The organism is Enterococcus gallinarum NBRC 100675 (assembly GCF_001544275.1).
GTDB classification, from domain to species: domain Bacteria; phylum Bacillota; class Bacilli; order Lactobacillales; family Enterococcaceae; genus Enterococcus_D; species Enterococcus_D gallinarum.
Genome location: NZ_BCQE01000036.1, coordinates 14970 through 33267, shown reverse-complemented (window position 1 = coordinate 33267; position 18298 = coordinate 14970). Strand labels below are relative to the sequence as shown.

At 41.5% G+C, this 18298-nt stretch carries 20 protein-coding genes; 2 read left to right on the top strand and 18 right to left on the bottom strand.

The window, feature by feature from the left end; all coding sequences use genetic code 11:
• The 3 genes from EG2_RS16200 to EG2_RS16190 form a co-directional block, all read right to left on the bottom strand.
• The coding region (locus tag EG2_RS16200; protein WP_082709586.1) for a DUF2264 domain-containing protein at positions 1 to 800 on the bottom strand (800 nt) is incomplete at its 3' end.
• Positions 801 to 1248: 448 nt separating this feature from the next.
• A complete protein-coding gene (locus tag EG2_RS16195; RefSeq protein WP_021150649.1) occupies positions 1249 to 2451 on the bottom strand; it encodes an acyltransferase family protein in 1203 nt (400 codons plus the stop codon).
• Between the two features lie 180 nt (positions 2452 to 2631).
• Complete coding sequence (locus EG2_RS16190) at positions 2632 to 3114, bottom strand: hypothetical protein (RefSeq protein WP_003127927.1); 483 nt, start codon at positions 3112 to 3114, stop codon at positions 2632 to 2634.
• Between the two features lie 496 nt (positions 3115 to 3610).
• Here EG2_RS16190 and EG2_RS16185 point away from each other — a divergent pair, with 496 nt between their 5' ends.
• Entirely contained in the window at positions 3611 to 4261 is a 651-nt protein-coding gene (locus EG2_RS16185; RefSeq protein ID WP_060815413.1) for an SDR family oxidoreductase, read from the top strand.
• Between the two features lie 129 nt (positions 4262 to 4390).
• On the opposite strand, the gene EG2_RS16180 is transcribed toward EG2_RS16185, so the two are convergent.
• The 10 genes from EG2_RS16180 to alsS form a co-directional block, all read right to left on the bottom strand.
• The gene (locus EG2_RS16180) at positions 4391 to 5230 is read right to left on the bottom strand and encodes a Cof-type HAD-IIB family hydrolase (protein WP_060815412.1); all 840 of its coding nucleotides are present in this window, start codon (positions 5228 to 5230) and stop codon (positions 4391 to 4393) included.
• A 336-nt stretch (positions 5231 to 5566) separates the two neighbouring features.
• Complete coding sequence (locus EG2_RS16175) at positions 5567 to 6094, bottom strand: GNAT family N-acetyltransferase (protein WP_003127923.1); 528 nt, start codon at positions 6092 to 6094, stop codon at positions 5567 to 5569.
• A gap of 333 nt (positions 6095 to 6427) precedes the next feature.
• Entirely contained in the window at positions 6428 to 7027 is a 600-nt protein-coding gene (locus EG2_RS16170; RefSeq protein WP_041120036.1) for an alpha/beta hydrolase, read from the bottom strand.
• Positions 7024 to 7668, bottom strand: coding sequence for a flavin reductase family protein (locus EG2_RS16165; RefSeq protein WP_003127920.1), 645 nt, complete (start codon positions 7666 to 7668; stop codon positions 7024 to 7026). The genes EG2_RS16170 and EG2_RS16165 overlap by 4 nt, the downstream gene beginning before the upstream one ends.
• Positions 7669 to 7720: 52 nt before the next feature.
• Positions 7721 to 8455, bottom strand: a complete 735-nt coding sequence (locus tag EG2_RS16160) for a VOC family protein (RefSeq protein WP_060815411.1) — start codon at positions 8453 to 8455, stop codon at positions 7721 to 7723.
• A 13-nt stretch (positions 8456 to 8468) separates the two neighbouring features.
• Positions 8469 to 9437: a ring-cleaving dioxygenase gene (locus tag EG2_RS16155; protein WP_003127918.1), complete on the bottom strand. Its 969-nt coding sequence runs from the start codon at positions 9435 to 9437 to the stop codon at positions 8469 to 8471.
• Between the two features lie 10 nt (positions 9438 to 9447).
• Complete coding sequence (locus EG2_RS16150; RefSeq protein WP_005469975.1) at positions 9448 to 9876, bottom strand: MarR family winged helix-turn-helix transcriptional regulator; 429 nt, start codon at positions 9874 to 9876, stop codon at positions 9448 to 9450.
• A gap of 255 nt (positions 9877 to 10131) precedes the next feature.
• Entirely contained in the window at positions 10132 to 10857 is a 726-nt protein-coding gene (locus EG2_RS16145) for a glucosamine-6-phosphate deaminase (protein WP_003127916.1), read from the bottom strand.
• Positions 10858 to 11252: 395 nt separating this feature from the next.
• Positions 11253 to 11969, bottom strand: coding sequence for an acetolactate decarboxylase (gene budA, locus EG2_RS16140; RefSeq protein WP_060815410.1), 717 nt, complete (start codon positions 11967 to 11969; stop codon positions 11253 to 11255).
• Positions 11970 to 12003: 34 nt separating this feature from the next.
• Positions 12004 to 13656: an acetolactate synthase AlsS gene (alsS, locus tag EG2_RS16135; RefSeq protein ID WP_005469970.1), complete on the bottom strand. Its 1653-nt coding sequence runs from the start codon at positions 13654 to 13656 to the stop codon at positions 12004 to 12006.
• A gap of 276 nt (positions 13657 to 13932) precedes the next feature.
• Here alsS and EG2_RS16130 point away from each other — a divergent pair, with 276 nt between their 5' ends.
• On the top strand, positions 13933 to 15078 hold the full coding sequence (locus EG2_RS16130) for a hypothetical protein (protein WP_060815409.1): 1146 nt from the start codon (positions 13933 to 13935) through the stop codon (positions 15076 to 15078).
• Between the two features lie 247 nt (positions 15079 to 15325).
• Here EG2_RS16130 and EG2_RS16125 read toward each other — a convergent pair whose 3' ends face one another.
• The 5 genes from EG2_RS16125 to EG2_RS16105 all read right to left on the bottom strand — a co-directional run bounded on the left by EG2_RS16125 (position 15326) and on the right by EG2_RS16105 (position 18297).
• Positions 15326 to 15829, bottom strand: a complete 504-nt coding sequence (locus EG2_RS16125) for a GNAT family N-acetyltransferase (protein ID WP_029486246.1) — start codon at positions 15827 to 15829, stop codon at positions 15326 to 15328.
• Positions 15830 to 15940: 111 nt separating this feature from the next.
• Entirely contained in the window at positions 15941 to 16456 is a 516-nt protein-coding gene (locus EG2_RS16120) for a YjbQ family protein (RefSeq protein ID WP_005469964.1), read from the bottom strand.
• Positions 16453 to 17154, bottom strand: a complete 702-nt coding sequence (locus tag EG2_RS16115; protein WP_003127909.1) for a triose-phosphate isomerase — start codon at positions 17152 to 17154, stop codon at positions 16453 to 16455. The genes EG2_RS16120 and EG2_RS16115 overlap by 4 nt, the downstream gene beginning before the upstream one ends.
• A 10-nt stretch (positions 17155 to 17164) precedes the next feature.
• Entirely contained in the window at positions 17165 to 17998 is an 834-nt protein-coding gene (locus EG2_RS16110) for a class II fructose-bisphosphate aldolase (RefSeq protein WP_003127908.1), read from the bottom strand.
• A gap of 14 nt (positions 17999 to 18012) precedes the next feature.
• Complete coding sequence (locus EG2_RS16105) at positions 18013 to 18297, bottom strand: PTS sugar transporter subunit IIB (RefSeq protein WP_029486244.1); 285 nt, start codon at positions 18295 to 18297, stop codon at positions 18013 to 18015.
• Position 18298: the final 1 nt, after the last annotated feature.

Here is an 18298-nt window from a genome sequence, read left to right as displayed (position 1 = left end):
GGGTTCTTTTGAGCAAAACGATAAATCTGACTCCGCCCATAAGGCAAAGCTTCACCATCTTCATCAAAGTAGTAAATAAAATCTTGCGCAAATAAAGTAGCCCGCTCAATAAATCGCTCTGACCATTCTGGATCTTCTTCTTTCATAAAAGTAGCATAGATCAAACCGTAATAATGAAAGGCAAAAGCAACATAATAATCGCGTTGCGTTACTTTTCCATCTACGTACCATCCATCACCAATATACATCGAATCGATCAACGCTAATTCTTGTGTAAGTTCGTTTTTTGCCAATGGATCCCCACACTGATACAATGCCACCCGGATCAACACTTTAAAGAATGTCCAATTGTTTTTGGGAATCTTACAGGTTAATGCGTGTGACAACCACTTTTTCAGTGCTTGTTGATTCCTTTCAGGCAATTGCTCCCAAACATATTCTTTATGTAGTAAAAGTGTTAATGCCAATGCCGCTGCTTCAACAATATATTGGTCATAGTCCGTGATCTCTCCCCAATAATTTTCGCTGCCAGGGTCGGTTCCTGTCATTAATTTAGCAACATAGGCATCTCGCAACGGATCATCTTGGCATGCTGTCCAATAAGGTGCGATCCCCCATAGCGGACGTACAAGCGCTTCCATCTCTGCACGCTTCTGATCATATACAGCACCGCTGCTACCTAAATTCAATCCTGGACGATCAGTGGACAAAATAGCTGCCCGCAACGGTTGCATGATTTGTTCAAGTGCCGCTTGGTAATCCTGACGAGTCAAAAAAGGATTCTCTTGTAACGACGTCATTGTCAGCCCTCCTCTATCGATTTACAAAATAGAATAGCAAGCAAACCGGGCTTTTTCAACCGTTCTCATTCTATGAAGCAGTGATAAAAATGAGAGATTTTTCTCTCGTATTTCTCACTTAACCTATTAACAAAAGAATGACCCGTGATTCTATCTCAAAAGAGGAGTCGCAGTCCGAAAAAGTTAACCTGTCAAATATGAAAAGTCTATGATAGATTCCCAGATTTCTCGAATTTTTTTTCATAATTTTTTTCTAAAAAAAAGACCGACACATGTTTTGGCGCTTGAATAAAAAGTTGGCTTTCAAAAAGCTGCAGACAACTTACTCTCGGGCGTGAGACTAAGTAATACCCCATCAAGCTGTATCTGCTAAATAGCTCATAAAGTTTCTCCTGTCGGCTCTTTCTCTCAATAAGGAATGATCCGAGGAGCAGACAAGACAACACCCTTAGTTCTTGACTGCAGGAAGAACCATTCGCCAATTCATAAAAAAGAAGAGTGAAAAGAAACTAGAAATGACCCATATACAGGGAACGAATTCAAACTTAATCACAGCGCTGCTCACTTTGAACTGATACAAGGATCCAGCTAAAATAAGGGTTAGTCCGATACTGGCAAACAGAGTTTTTAACAACAAAGCAGGTCTTAACGGTTTGCTGCGAATGTGGATAATGACCTTAGCAAATACATGGGTTAGGAATAGAATGGTTAGGAAGCTCAATATTCCGGAAGAGAGCATGCTTAGCTTCAATGCTTTACCAGTCTCTTCCACCAGAACAATGCAAATAGGATGGATAAAATAATAATATTGTGACAGTTCTCGTAATTTTTTTAAGCAGGAGTTCTGCGTTGGATTTTTTGAGAGCAGCCAAAGAAATAAGAAAAAACTCAACGGCACAAGCATCAAGATAAAATTCATGTCCAATCTGTGAATGTGAGAAAGGAACAGACCTTCCAACACGAACAAACTTCCAAATAACAAAAGAAAACTAGAACTATGTTTTCCCATTCGGGATAGCTTTTCCTGATGATCATAGATGAAAAAGCCAATAAGCGTGAAAATCATGCCAAAGAACAGACCATTTCTAGTCGTAAATGTTAGCCTAATAACCAGATCAAAAAAATCTTTAAACCAACCAGATGGTAGAAGACCATAGTAGGTCTCCAAACTTCCAAATAAATAAAGAACTAGTGAAATGACAAACACTTTTTGATACGAAAAACGTTTCAACAAATTTACTATAAAAATGACCGAAAGGATAAATGCAGGGATGTACCATAAATGATAATAGGTGCCGATATGGACAAATCCAACAAACAAAGCCGCAGGAAGTAGTTCTATTGGCACTTCTTGATTTTGATGAATCCAGTCTAGCCCCATCGGAAGGAAAAGAATGCTCCATACGACGTAAGAGTTGATTAAATGCAGGAAATATTCTTTTAAATATTCCGGTCTCATCTGCATCCCCTTACGGATGAAAAATGAACTGCTAACAAAAAAGAAAGGCACCGCAATACGACAAATAATATTTTTGATAAAAAAATTGGTCTCCGCTTGAGGAATAAGGGTATCACAATGAATCATAATAACCATGATAGCCCCTGCATATTTCATTCTATCCAATGCTGGATAACTCACTCTTTTTCCCATCCTATCCTCCATAAACTGGTAGCCACTTATTTTTTCAGCCTAAATATATCACAGCAGAGAAAAAATATTGTCCACCATAAGTCTGAACTTCTACACTGGAAGATAAGCAAAGAAAAGACGTTAAAACACATTACATCCTTCAAAAAAAGAATGCAGCAGGTTTTAACGCCTTTCAACAGTTTACAGCCATTCTTGCTTTACAACAAAAAATGAGCCGCGAATCTCGCCAGCAAGTTTCGAACGCTGACGAGCGAATTTAAATTTCCCTTCTAGCTCAGCAGGAACCGGCATCCCTTCCGACAGTTTGATACCAACTGCACGTTTCGGAGGCTTTCCTTCACTGGTTCCATGTTTTTCATAGAGTAAATTAAGGACCATGCCACTCTCATAATAGAATTCAGGCCAAAAAAGATCGTCATCTTCGTAAAGTGCTACTTCAAGAATGGGTGATTCAAAAACTAGATCCCGTTCTTCTTTTAAGATCTGCTTGATCAGTGCCACCAAATCAGGCTTTTCAGCAGCTGGATAGGTGGTATACACATATTTGTATTTGTTCCAAAAGTAACGCGCTTCATTTGCCCGCAGACCGGCTAATTTTTCTGCAACAGGAGAGCTCTCTAATCCATCCGTCACTACATTTTTAAAATCCACTTCGTAAGCCATTTCTTTTCTCCTTACGTTTATTTGATCAATCACCAATACTAGCTAAATAATGATTATTTGATGGCTTGATTATAACACTAAAGAGGAATGACAGGTCACTAGCTAGCTTAAGGAAATGGTTTAGCCAGTACTAGTTGGTACAGGCAACTGGATAGTCAGTCATTATTGTTTTGGAGGACAAAGAACTAGTTGTCATTGTTTGTCGAATAGTAGGAGGGATGCTATGCTTAATCTAGAAAGATTTTTGATCAATCATCTATCGATATAAGTTTAGCTAAAAAAATTCCCTTCAATCTCTGAAGAGAAAACCAATAACAAAGGGCTATGACCTAAGTAAACATCCAACGAAATGATCTGAGTTGGAGGAGCGGTCGAATACTTTTCATAAAGCTGTGATCAGAATCTATGAGATCACAGAAGCCTGTCTCTTAGTATTCAGATCTTCCGTTTATTAAAATACTTACAGTCATCCCCTTTTCTGAAAAGGAGAATCTCTATGAAAGTCTTATTTATTGGTGCATATGGCAAAGTCGGTCAGCATTTCGCCGAGCAACTGAAGAATCATCCACAGATCAAGGAAAAAGCCTTGATCCGAAATCCTGAACAAGTTCCTTTCTTTGAAGAGAAAGGGATCGAGACGGTACTACTGGATTTGGCTTCCAGCTCGATTGAAACGATCGCAGAAGCAGCAAACGAAGTTGACGCTATTGTTTTCAGTGCTGGTGCCGGCGGCAAAGGACTAGAAAAAACGATAGCAGTCGATCTAGATGGTGCCGTCAAAGCCATGGAAGCGGCAAAGAAAGCGGGCGTCAAACGTTTCGTCATGGTCAGCACTTTCAGAAATGATCGGGAAGAACTGTTGAAACAAAATAGTTTGCAGCCTTACACGATCGCCAAATATTATGCGGATGAATGGTTGAGAAGCCGCACCGACTTGGACTGGACCATCGTCCATCCCGGCGGTTTGACAGACGATCCGGGAACAGGCAACGTCAAAGCAGGCAAACGCAACGAGTTCGGCTCGATTCCGCGGGCAGATGTTGCTGCCACATTGATCGCTGTTTTGGAAAATGAAAACAGTATTGGCAAAGAATTTGAAGTCATCAGCGGAGAAACACCAATTGCTGAGGCCATTCACGAATTATAAAACCATCTGATGAAATAGTCCCCTTTCGTTAACAAGCAGACCCTGCCACTATGTTGTCTCTCAAGCGACAACATAGTGGCAGGGTCTTTTAGGGCGAAATGCAGGCTGTGCCTTCTCCAAACAGCATGCTTATCTTGTACCTTTAATCATTGCTAACGCTTGCGAAACACCATCTTCGTCATTTGAAACGGTCACATGATCTGCTAATTCTTTGATTGCTGGATGACCGTTTGCCATGGCAAAACTTATATCCGCGTTCTTAAACATTTCTAAGTCATTTAAACTATCTCCAATAGCGAATTTTGTTGGCTGGTCTAATTCATAAATGCGGCTAAGATGATCAAAAACAAAGCCCTTGGATACGGAGCGAGGAACGATTTCAAGATTGACGGCCGCTGATTCAGTAACAGAGACATTTGGTATATTTTCTATCTGCGGAAATAGCTCTTTTTTTATCTCACGATTAGGGACGAAAACAAACAGTTTATAAACATTAATATTTTTTTGATTGATGATTTCTTCAATCGCATCGTAAGCTGTCGACTGAATCGTATTTTCATAATCAAGTTCATAATTCAGTTCTTCTACAGGAAATTCTTGACCAATCGCATAGAAAATGTTTTTCATCTCTTCTTGATAGTTTTGCGATTCATAGCTGCCTTGATTGGTATATATTTTTGTTGGAAACGCTGAAACGATCTGGCTCACTTCTTTTACAGCTTGGGGATCAAATGGAAAATCAAAAATCAGCTTGTCTTGATCGTACCCAATGGCACCATTCAATCCGACCGCCGGGATCGCTAAATCAGCTTCTTTGAGGATCGCCTGAATATCTCCTACTTCTCGACCCGAACAAATAAAGGGGAAACAATCACTGGAAAGCGACTTTAAAGAAGCGGCATTTTTATGACTGATCTTTTGCTCCGAGTTTAGTAGTGTTCCATCCAAATCAATTCCTATTAAATTCATGATATACGCTCCTATATTGTTTTTCTTTATTATACGTTTTAACTTAGGAGTTGACCAATACCTTTCGCACATAGGTTGTTATCTCTACAACAGCGAATTTATTCATATGCCTTGACTTCGCTCAAACAAATGTCCTAATAGTTAGAGCATTGCTCTAACTAGCCAGTTCAAAAAAAGAGGAGAATGAACTAAAACGATGGATATCATCAAGATATTGTTTATGAAAGACTCTTGTAACCGATGACTTTAATCAGTATCCTGCTGGAAATCTATTTTTGCGCTATCTGCGATTTTTATCCAGATAGGCCTCTTTAATAAGCATTATGATTTAGTGCCTTAATTACTTTTATTCAGGCCATTGTCAGCATCTGCTAATTCATATACCATCACGACTGTCGAACAACGCTCACCGACTTGATTCACCCAATGATCTTTCAAAAAACCGCTTTGTTTGAACCCTACTTTTTCGTATAATTTCAGTGCCGGCTCATTTGTAGAATTGACAGTGATTTCGATTCGATTAAAGCGATTTTGGGCAGCAATCCTTTGCATGCCTTTTTCTAAAGCCGCTTTCCCATAGCCTTGCCTTTGCCTTGACAGTTCACCAATCTTTATATCAAACGTTGCTCCTTTAGCTTCGATAGGCTTGTAGGCAAATTCTCCAATGAGGTGGCCTTTTTCGTCTATAATCAATAAAAACTCACCAGAAACCTCCTCGTAGTAATGAAGCGATTGCTGTACTTCCTCAATGCTCACTGCTAACCCTTGAGGGAAACCGACCGCTGCCATCACCTTTCCGTCTTGCCACCATTTCTGGATCAGTGGGCTATCATCTATTGTTGCTTTTCTTAATGAAATTGCCAATTCTTTTCTCCTTTATTTTTATCAGTTGTCTCTCTCACGAGGGCACATCCAAGAAGAACCTCGTTCGATTATTTCAGATACTTTTGCAGAGCATTCTCACTTCTTCTATGACCTCAATAGAAAGTCTATTTAATAAATTGGTTTGCCTATTAATCAATAGTATGGCATAAAAATAAGCAGCAGTAAACGCTACCTGAATTTCTAAACTTTTTCTATAAAAAAACAGCAGCCACTGGATCTTGTCTGCCCCTTTGGTTGCTGTTTTTTTAAATTGTTGTCTTCAGTTGTGTTTTTTTACAGTATATATAGTGTTAAACCCTGTTTCACAACCAGTTAATCTGCCTTTTCTAACCACTTTCGTGATTTTTCAACCTCTTGATAGGTCAGTTGATGACTTGGGGTCCAAACATATTCTATTTGTGCACCTCGAGACTCAAAAATCGCTTGCACATACTTGCTGTCTTCCACAGAAACGATAGGGTCCTTCAGACCAAAACTCATAAATACGTTTGTTTGTGCCAGTAGGTGATTGGGTAATTTCGATACTGGATACATTGGATGGTACAAAATCGCTTTTTGAAAAAGAGCACTGAATTCCAGCAATAGATTGAGCGCAATATTGGCTCCATTAGAGTAACCAACCAAGACAACTTGTTCGATTGAGAAACCTTTTTCTTTAGCGACTTCTTGAATGAATGCTGCCAGTTCTTGCCCCCGGAACATTAAATCTTCTTCATCATAGATGCCTTCTGCTAATCGTTTGAAATAGCGGGGCATGCCATTCTCTAAAACATTGCCTCGAATACCTAGCAATGATGCTTGGGGATCTAGGTCGTGACCTAGATCAAGCAAAGAGCGTTCATCGCCGCCGGTTCCATGTAACAAGACAAGTACGGGAGCAGCTGGTTTTCCTTGGTGAAAGATAAAGTTCATTTGTCCTCCTTCTCGTTTGGTCGTGCCAAATCGAAGATCTCGCCGATCTCAGCATACGAATTTCCCGCAAGTCGGCTAACTGCCGCCAATTTTTTGGGATTGATTTTTCCTTCTTCATAGACCTGTTCATTTATTTGATACCCAGTGATTTTAAGTAAGAGCAGATCCACTTTTATCTCTTCTTTGTTTTTTTCCTTGGTTTCTTCCTCGTTAATCGGTACATGTTGGTAAAGGGTGGTTTCAAAGCGAATTTTCGCCTCTTGCAATCCGGGTACGCCAACCGTTTGAGAAGGGACTGGCGTAAAATTTGCGACGGTCAATTCACTTTGTTCTGCAGGTAACAGTGCCGCTGCCTGATTGGCTGCTTCCACATTGCTGCGATCCAAGATATGGATCACTGCTTCCTTGGTCGTGAGTAAGTTACGAGCCGTATCTTTCATCGTGCCCTTTTTTCGCTGAACAGCGATCGAAACGATGGCGGGTTCTGAACTGACGATCGAAAAGAAACTGAAGGGGGCAATGTTTACGGTCCCTTCTGCCGATCGTGTCGTTACGATGGCAACCGGCCGCGGAATGATCGAGCCGATCAATAATTTATAATTTTCTCTTTGCGTCAGATTTTGGGGATCCAAATAAATCATGCAACACCGCTTTCTCTTTTTTGTGTATGATTGATGACTTCCTACTTGTAAATTAAACAGTCAATTTGGGTAAATGAGCTGTGATTTCTCCGCGGCGCTCTTCAAAGTGAGGGGGCAATTTGAGTGCTGTCCCCAGGGTTTCCAATGGTTCATCGATGAGAAATCCCGGAGATTCCGTTGCAATCTCAAAAAGGATCGTACCAGGTCTCAGTGGCTCTGTTGGTAGGAGAATCTCGTGTTTCACTGGTCCGGCAGTCACCAATCGTCGGTTTGATTCTGTCTCCGCTACAACTTGCAGCCCTAGATCATGGGTCAACGTCTTGAATGTTTCCTCTGGCTTAGCGGAAAGTAAGACCGCTCCATGGAACCCAAGAATCGCGTTTGTTTCCGCTGCTTCCCCTTCCACTAGCGCTAAAGACAGTTCATGAGGATCTTGAAGTTCCAATGTTGGTTGCCCAAATAGATGGCTCTCATGAACAGTGACTTGATGATGGGCCAATTGTTGTTTCCAATAGTCGCTGCTGCCTTTAGGAATGCGAAAGGTAATCGTGCCCACCTGTCCGCTACCGACACGACCAGGATGCGCGTTGGCCCATGGGAAAAAGGTAATGATCGTGCCATTTTCAATGGACAGATTGCTGTAGTAGAGATGATACGTATAAGGATCATCAAAGTTGACGGTTTGTTTGACTAAACGCAAGCCTAATACTTCGCGGTAGAAGTCTACATTTTCTTGCGGGTCACCGACGATTGCGGATATATGGTGGATTTGTTGAATGGGTTGCATCATTTTTACCTCCTTAGTTATGGCTGCGAGTGGTATCAAACGGCTTGATCGCTTTTTCGATCATTGCACGTTGGTCTTCCAAAAACGGAGCCAGTGATAATTTTTCGCCCAATGTTTCGTAAGGCTCGTCACCCATGAAGCCAGGTTCATCTGTCGCTAATTCAAAAAGAATATGTCCTACACGTACATACAGCGATTCAAAATAGTAGCGGTCCACATAGCCGGAATTCGCGAGACCCAAATTTTCAAAAACTTCTTGCCATACGGCTAAAGATTGGCGATCGGCTAAACGAAAGGCGACGTGATGCACTTCCCCGTCTCCTTGTTGTGCTTGTGGGCTTGTGGTATCTTCGACTAAGACGATTTCTGCCCCATTGCCCCCCTCGCCAACTTCTAATAGCGTGCGATTTCCTTCTTGATCGATGGCTTTGAATCCAAAGACATTTTCCAGTAATCCCTTGAAATCGGCAAAATAAGAAACGGAGATTTCGACTGGGCCTAAACCATAAATAGCGAATTCTTCTGGAACTGGCCCTTGTTTCCATGGAATACCTGCTTTGACGCCTTGATTGTGTTCATCAGAAATCAATTGGTAAGATTGCTGATCAAAATCCCAGAAGCGCAACACTTTTTTGCCAAATTCTGTTGTGATCGCTTCATGTTTCACATCAAATGTCTCAAAACGCTTTTTATAATAGTCTAATGCAGCATCGGATGGTACGCGAAAGCCTGTACGGGTAATTGAATTTGTTCCTTTACTGCCACGATCGGTATTGGGAAAATCAAAGAATGTCATCGTGGTTCCTGGGGAACCTAGATCATCCGCAAAATATGTGTGGTAGGTATAAATATCATCTTGATTGACGGTTTTCTTCACTAAACGCATCCCCAAAATCTCTGTAAAGAAGTGATAGTTTCTTTCGACATCACTGGTCATGGCTGTTACATGGTGTACCCCTAGTAATTGGTCTTGTTTTCTCATTTTTTCTTCCTCATTTCTCGTTATAAGTTATTTTTCGTAATAATGTTTTTAATGTTTGCAACTCGTCAATACTAAGCGAGGCAAAAATTGCCGCAATTTTTGTGGCATGAGTTGGAAAGATCTGATCCATCAATTCTGCCCCTTTATCTGTCAGACTGACATAGGTGATTCGCTGATCCGTTTGACTTGTTTCTCGACGAACGCAGCCTTTTTTTACGAGTTGATCGATGACGTACGTCGTGCTGCTGCTGGCAATCAAGATTTTTTCTTTGATGGCTTGGGTGGTGTGTGTACCTTTATGATAAAGCAGTTCCAGAACGGAAAACTCTGTCAGATTCAAGCCATAACAGCGGACATCTTGTTTAGCCACCTGCTCTAAGTGACTGCTGCTGCGTAATAAACCAATATAGACCTTCAATGCTTCCTCTTGATGATCCATTTCCTCACCTCGCTCGATTTATTTCGAATTCGAGATAATAATAACTTACTTTTTGTAAGTCGTAAAACAATCTGCTTTCCTTCTGAAACAAGCTTTGTCAACGTACAACAAAAACCCCCTTACCATTAGAATCCTTTTAAGCAAAAAGGATCTAATGGTAAGAGGGGGATTGACTTCTATTTGTAGCAGGTGTTTATTGTCCAATCTACTAGGAACTACTTCATTAAGATATAGAGAAAAATCAAATTCCGCTGGTTAGTATGAAAGCAGCGAGGCAGCCTCTTTATCAACGATCAATGTCATATCTGGATGGGTCGTCAATAGCGTTGCCGGAACGTCCTCCATTACTGTTCCATCTACTAATTGTTTGACGATGCCTGCTTTTTTCTTGCCATTGGCGATCATTACCAATTTCTTCACCTGCATGATGCTTTTTGGTCCCATTGTTACATAGAAATCAGGTTGTTTTTCTTTGTCTCCACCAACCTCACTTAACAAAACGTCAGCCATCTCGGGTGTCGCATTCGCATTCACGCGACTCGTTAAATCTCCAAATTTTGTCGTGTTCGGTAAATTTCCACAGAAATGGCCATCTGATCCAACCCCCAGCAACACCATATCCAATCCACCATCGGCTTTGATTCGTTCATCTTGTGTTTCATAATTCGTCCAGTCCAAGACATGGATTCTTTCACGATCGATTTCCGCTGGTCCAAAAAACAGGTTGTGCAAGTTCGTCATCGTGACACCATAGCGGTCTTCTTCCCCTTTGAATGGAATCTCATCAAAGTTATAAAAGTGAACGTGCTCAAAATATTTTTTATTTTTTACTAGTGGTACCAGCATTTCATACACCCCTTTTGGTGTTGATCCAGCGGTGATTGAAATATTCTTTCGATGCTGGCTGTGCATTACGCCTAAAAGGTGCTGTACGGCTACTTGGCTCATCTCTTGATAATCTTCCGTGATGATAACTTTCATGTGTCTTCCCTCTTTCTCATTCGTTTCGTGGACAGCGGCCCTTAATGGAATTACCTTCTCAAAAAAAGCCCTTTCACTTTCTATTGTATAGGAAAAACAGGCCAAATTGTTCGACTTATCTGAAATTTATTTTTGCATTCTATGGCACACATCTTTTTGATCCATCCGAGAACTACAATTCTTCCCCTTGGGCGAATGTACAGCTGCAGGAAATCTATTCAATACTAAAAAAGCATCTGATACAGAGTGAAGTCGGAAATCAGCAATGAAATCTGCACTTTTCTCCTATTTACTTCCTAACCTTCTAATCTGTATTTCAGATACTTTTTTTCAGAAAATAATCCATCAGTGAAGAATCAAATGCAACGCAAAATCTACCTAACTATAGTAAAAAATCATTCCGCTTCTTCGATATCCCGGACAATTTTTTCCACGTCGATTTCCCGCTGCAAGAACTCAGCATTCTCAATGGGAAAATGTTGACGAAACTCGGCTACTTCCATTACTTCTGCTTCACCACTGATTAAGCTAAAATCCAGTACATGACCAGCAAACTGATGATCGTCACTAATAAAGTGCAGATGGAAGCCTGCTGCTGCAGCACCATGGAAAAGTTTCGGGGTAAAGAAGCCTACGATAGTTCCTGCTATTTCTGTCGCCGTAAATTCAGGTTGATTTTGAATGATTTCAACGAATTTTGGATAGGGCTTTTCTTGTTTAGGCGCTACCCGCACGTGCATCGTATCAAACATTCCATGAAGCTTGATGGCCGCAAACAAATTGGGACTGATGGTCGCTAATAGTCTTCCCTTGACTTCTTCATCTGTAGCTTCTGTGTCAAAAGCAAGTTCATCCGTGGCTTCAAAATCAACGACAGCTGCATACGGCGTCGTCTCGGTCCCTGTCAGCTGCTTCACCTGTCCTGTTTCGTCAACATGATAAATCACACCCTCCAAGAAAATAATCTCACCATTTGAACCAGCTAATGTACCGATTCCTGTATCACCATAGGCTAACATCTTGCCGATTTGTTCGGTACCATCCATCAAATCTTCCATCAACCCGCCTAAAGTTCCGTGTTGATATAAATAACTTTTGCTTTTCACGTTCATCATGAAGCTCCTTCTATAAGTAAAATAAATACTCTTAGTAAAATTGATCCGGCAAAATCGTCTTGCCTAATTCGGCATTATCGGAATAATCGACTGGGATATCAATGACGACTGGTCCATCAGTTGCAAACCCTTCTTCGATCGCGGCTGTCAATTCTTGTTTTGTTGTGGCACGTAATCCCTTTGCCCCAAAGGCTTCCGCGTATTTGACAAAGTCTACAGGACCAAATTGAACACCTGAAGCACGATCATATTTCATTTCTTCCTGAAATTTCACCATATTGTAGGTGCCATCATTCCAGATAAGATGAATGATGTTCTGTTTTAAGCGAACAGCCGTTTCTAATTCTTGTGAAGAGAATAAGAAACCACCATCACCAGATACGGAAATAATTTGCGTATTCGGCCGCACTAATGCTGCCGCAATTCCCCATGGCAATGCCACACCTAATGTCTGCATCCCATTACTAAACAATAGATGGCGAGGTTCATAACTGCGGAAATGACGCGCCATCCAAATGTAGTGACTGCCGACATCAACAGTCACGGTCATCTCATCCGTCACTTTTTGCTGCAATGTATCAATGATCTCCAATGGATGCAATGTTTGTTCTGTTCCACGGGCCTCTATTTGCTTTTCGGTTAATTTTTCTTGCAACGTAGCTAAATAGTTCTGTGCATCTGCTGATAACGTATATTGATCGATGGCTTGTGTCACTTGCTCAATGATTTTGGCAATGCTGCCTAACAGCTCTACTTCAGGCTGCATGTATGGATCGATTTCCATCGGTACTTCATCAATCACAATAATCCGTGCGTCTTTCTCTGCATTCCAATTGCGCGCTTCATATTCAATCGGATCATACCCCACAGCGATCACTAAATCACTTCGTTTTAGCAGCATGTCTCCTGGCTGATTACGGAACAAGCCCACACGGCCAAAGAAATGGTCTTCCAAAGCACGAGAAATGATTCCTGCTCCTTGAAAAGTTTCCACGACTGGTAATCCCGTTTTCGCTATCAAATGACGAATGGCTTCCGTCTCGCTTTCAGCAGAAGCCCGCATGCCTAGTAATAAAACCGGTAGTTTTGCTTCCTTGATGCGTTCAACGAGATCCTCGATATCCTCTGGATTCGCTTGTCCTAATTTTGGCGCTGATAATGGCTTGATGGCACTTCCTTCGACTTGGCCATCCGTTACATCTTGTGGTATCGACAGAAAACTGGCACCTTTTTTTGCGGTTTTAGCGATTCGAAATGCATTTGCGATATTTTCAGATAATGTTTCGGGATCTTGGATCTCCGTGCTGTATTTGGTTATTGGACTAAAGAGAGCAGCGTTATTCATACTTTGATGGGTCAGTTTCGATAAATCAGAACGTTTCACTTGCCCAGCCAATGCCAGAACTGGATCTCCTTCAGCTGTCGCTGTCACTAATCCCGTTGCTAAATTACTGGCACCTGGACCACTGGTAGCAATGACTACTCCTGGCTCTCCAGTCAAACGGCCAATGGCTTGTGCCATAAATGCAGCATTCTGTTCATGCCGGGCTAAGATCAATTGTGGTCCATGGTCTTCTAATGTATCGAAGACACCATCGATTTTTGCTCCTGGAATCCCAAAAATATAGGGGACGTGATGATTTTCTAAACTTTCAACAATAATTTCTGAACCTTTTTTACTCACTGTACTACCTCTTTTCAAAATCTGTATTAATCTCACGACTAATAATAGCACTTTTCTTTTATTTATCAAGAATAATACACTATTTTCATCTGTATTAAAAAAATAGCAATTAAAAGGAACCGTTTTCTAGCGCTCCCTAAAAAGGATTCTATAAATAAGAACGATTCGTAAAAACAAATTGTTATTATCTAGTTTTATTTTCTTATTTTTTTCATGTTTTTAATATAAATCATGTTATAATAAAGACATCAAAAAGTGAAAGGAACTAGAAAAGTTATGGGTATGTGGATTAGTTTGGTCAGTTTCTTAGCAGTAATTGTAAGCGGTATTTTGTTGATTATCGCTGCCATCAAGAAGCGACCGAAAAAAAGATTGGGATTTATTTTATGCGGAAGCGTTATTCTATTTTTTGTTGGTGCAATTTTATCTCCGAGCAATTTGACACTATCTGTTATTTCACCTGAAATACAAACGGATGAAACAGGAAAAGCGACTATCGAAGGGGAAGCCACGGCCGATGCTGTCCTAACGATCAATGGAGAAACGGTCAAAAACAGCAAAGGTTCTTTTAGCTACACAGTTCACCTGAATGATGCCACTGAGCAACAAGTTGTGGTAAAAGCTGCCTTAAATGATCAGAAAAAAGAACAGGAAGTCTTGATCAAACCTTCCAAAGAATTTGTGGCTTATTTAGAAGCAGAAAAAGCGGAGAAAGAACTGATTAAACGGGTCGAAACTGCACTAGCGTTGGCAGAATCTAAACCAACACAAAAAAAATATGATGAAGCAGCAACATTGGTTCATTCTCTCAGCAAAACATATGACGATTATGATCAACGTTTGGCCGTCCTCCAAGATCATCTGCAGATCGCCAGCGCGTTAGAAAAAGCGGAACAAAGTCTAAGCAGAACAGACCTTGAGGCAGCTGCCAAGCTTGTTGCAGCAACAAGTTTGACGAAAACTGAATTTGAAGATCGACTGGCTTCTTTACAAACAAAAGTTGAAGAGAAAGAAACACAAGCGAAATTGCAAGCACAAGCGACCAAAGCTGTTGAAAAAGCCGAAGCAGAGCCGACTGAAGCAAACTTAGCTAGTGCAACTTCTGCGATTGCCAAGCTTCCCTCAGCAGATGATGGATTGACGCAGCGAGCTGAAGCTGTTCGCCAATCGATTCGTGAAGAACAAGAACGGCAGCTTGCTAAAGCCGAACAAGAACGGCAAGCAGCCGCCGCTGCGGAACAGCAGGCAAACCAAGCCAGCCAGTCAAATCAAACCACAAGCAATCAAGCAGAAGAATATGTCATGATCACCCGTACAGGGAAGAAGTATCACACCCATAAATGCGGCAATGGTACTTATTTCCCAGCTACGTTGTCCGAAGCTTTAAGCAAAGGATTGACCCCCTGCGAGAAGTGTTACTGATTTTTTTGAATATGGAACAGAATCTAGACAGCGTTCTTCCTTTCTAATCAAAGGAAAGAACGCTGTTTTTGGCGAACAAATATGCGGGTCATACCATTCTTCCTAAAATATCTAGCAGGACCGAGATACGTCGAAGCTTGTTTGGTCGTAGAAAAAAACGTCAAGGCTAGTATGCTCCTAGCATTGACGTTCATCGTATTTTCTGTAGATTATACCTGTTAGATAGAAATAACACGCTGGTTGCTTGTCAAAAGGACTTAGAAAGATAAAGCACAAGATCGTCATTATTGTAACAAGCAGCACCCATTGCCAAGACTTGATTCTCAAACCAGACCCCTGATCCGTCAGGTAAGTAGCCATTTTTTAAATACAGTCGCTGTGCAGTGCCATAACCAGAATGAAGCCCCACACCAATGGTGATCACAGACGAAAATGTTTTGGCTTGTTCTTCTGCAGCTTGGAGCAGCTTAGCGCCGATTCCTTGCCGCTGAAAGTTTTGAAAGACATTTAGATCGGTGATCTCCGGATAGCCATTCTTTTTAAAAGGACCGGCTTTTGCGTGGGGAATCAATGTCGCATAGCCTGCAATCTGTCCCGAGTCTTCCGCGACAAAGACCTGTCGCAGTCCGCGGCTCTGTTCTTGAAGATATCTCTCTAATGTAGCTTGACGACTAGGCCATTGTTGTGCAAGAAACGCTTGATCGATTGATCGACAATCACTAGCTGTCATTGGGCGAATAATCAAATTGATCCCTCCATAAATTTCATTGTCTCATTGATTATAACGCATTTCGGCTCAAGCGTTCGACTTTTCCCATGTCCTTGCAGAATACTGCTGCCCCAGTTGCCACTAGCAGTTGCTTTATTCACCCATCAACATAAGATGGCAGGTTCGATTCCTAACTCGGTTTTGGTCAAAATCCACGAAATAAATATACCCTACAGAACCAATTTCAAGCTTTCCTTCATGTAAAATAAAACTTTCACTCGCCCCGAAAAACGAAGAACGGATATGGGCATCGCCATTTAAAATCGTTGCTGGATCTGTCGGATAGTTAGGATCATCTAGGCTCATCAGAAATTCCAAATGTTTCGGTCCAGGGTAACGATAATTTGTATTTTCCGAGAGTTCTCTAGGCACTAGTTTATCCAAAATGCGATTCAGATCAACTTGTAAAAATTCATCCCCATTAAAATCCGTATCATGCATGAATTCCTCGAAAATGACGGAACAAGTTGTGTGTGGGGATTGGACTAAACAGATGCCGTTTTTGATTTGGCTTCTCTCTACAAAGTCCTTCACTTTTTGCGTAATATTATGATAAGATACCCGATTGCCATTTGATGTCAATGTTAGCTGTTCTTTCGCGAATTTCATCTTTTAATCCCCTCATCTCTTAGCTCAGCAACTTTTTTGATCATTTCTGTCAAAACGTTCTGCGGATCTGGCGCGCAGACGATACCACTGGTGCCACCCGTTCCGTCGGCTCCTGATTGCAGTGCTTTTGCCACATCGTCTGCGGTCGAAATACCAGCCGCTTGTAAAATCTTGATTTCTTTGTTGATGGCACGGATGGCTTGATTGGTTTCTTCCATATAAGAAACGTCGCTCGTTTGACCGGTACCAATCAATTCAGTTGGTTCACAAACCATAATGTCAGGCTGCAGAGCTGCCACTGCTTTAGCTTCTTGCAGTGAATTCGCGCAAGCAATCGTGATGAGCCCCAACTCATCTGCCCGATTAATCGCTTTTGCGAGTTCATCTAATGTCATTGGGTGTTCTGCATGATTGAGAAATGTCGCTGCTACGCCGACATTTGCTACTGATTCAGGTAAGACGTAGCCCATTCCCCGTCCAACAGTCATGCCATCGATGTGTTGAACCGTAATGAACAAATGATTCGTAGCTTGTTTGATCGTTGCGGCATCTGCGTGCTGCACCGTGAACAAGATATCAACGTCATATTTTTCCGCTAATTGATCGGCGGCTTTTGCCAGTGCCAAGGATTCTTTTCCGTATAAATAGGCTTTGGGATTGACTACAAAAAAGGGTGCTCGTAACTGCTTTTTCCTCATGCTTATCCTCCTAACAAGTTTTTGTATGAAAAACGTGATAGTAATGTGCTAGCGTATCTGCCATTCCTTGATTCGCTGCTTTCTTTAGTTCAAAGTAGTCAGCAGGCTGCTGTTCTTGAATCTTGGTCATTGCGGCTGTAACGAAATCTGTAAAGATGTTGATTTTTCGGATCCCGCCTTGTGCACATTTTTCAAGATTTTCATCACCAGAAGAAGAACCGCCATGTAAGACTAACGGAATAGTAATGGCTTGATGGATCTCACTTAGTACATCAAAGTTGATTTTAGGCGTTCCTCGGTAATGCCCATGGGCTGTGCCGATCGAAACGGCTAACGAATCAACATTCGTTTGTTCAGCAAATCTTACTGCTTCATGGAAGTCGGTATAAATCGAATCAGAAAGCCCCGTTGCTTCCAAACTGCCGCCAGAGCCGACATGCCCAATTTCTGCCTCTACGACCACCCCATATTGATGGGCATAATCGGCGATCGCTTTGGAGCGGCGGATATTTTCTTCAAGCGGGTCTTCTGACGCATCGATCATGACAGAAGTGAAGCCTAAACGAATCGCTTCCTTGATGACTTCCTCATCTTGACCATGATCCAAATGCAACGCTACGGGGAAGGCGCTTTTTTCAGCCAAATACTTCCCAATCAGGGCTGCTTCTTCCAAACTCAGCATATCCATATGTGATTGGGCAAAAGCCAAGATCAATGGACACCCTAGCCTAGCAGCCGTTTCAACATAGGTGCGGGCACTGTCTAGATCAAAAAAGTTGGCTGCGGGAATGGCATAGTTGAATTCCTCTGCATGGTCAAACATTTCTTTTGTGGTAACAAGCATTTTGCAAGACTCCTTTATTCTCTGATTTTCTTTTCGATTTCTGCATACATTTCTTCGATACCGATCCCTGTCAATAAAGGCAATCCCATGATGACTTTGTCTTTGATGGAATCAGGGACTACCGTGGTACTCACAACAATGTCGTAATCGTCGATCTTGTTCATTTCATCCGCGACTTTGGATTGATACAATTTGACTTCATTCGTCAGTTCTTTTTCTTTTAGCCATTCTTTGACTTTATTGGTTACGATCGTTGATGTCGCTACTCCGGTTCCACACATGATCAATAATTTTTTCATT